General features: G+C 61.2%; 1 pseudogene. It reads right to left on the minus strand.

What is annotated here, in order from left to right:
- Positions 1-263: pseudogene (locus tag EOD29_RS32570) on the minus strand (FAD-dependent oxidoreductase); the annotation flags it as partial.

The following is a 263-nucleotide window of genomic DNA, read 5'->3' on the forward strand; positions in this document are numbered from 1 at the left end:
TCCGAGTGCAAACATGCCGGCGTGGCGCAGACTTAGTGGAGCGCCGGCACGCATGATTTCGTCGTATACGTGCGCCGTGAACTCGCTCGAAATCATCAACTCATAACCGAGCTCGCCCAGGAACGAGCGGCGGATGGCCCAGACGCGCGCGAAGCCAAGGTCAATCTCGCGAGCAGCGCCGAACGGGAATGCCTCATTGGACAGGTCGTCCGCCGAAAGCTGCTGGAGGATCGCACGGGACTGCGGGCCATGTATGGTCAAAA

This window comes from Mesorhizobium sp. M1A.T.Ca.IN.004.03.1.1 (assembly GCF_003997555.1).
GTDB lineage: Bacteria > Pseudomonadota > Alphaproteobacteria > Rhizobiales > Rhizobiaceae > Mesorhizobium.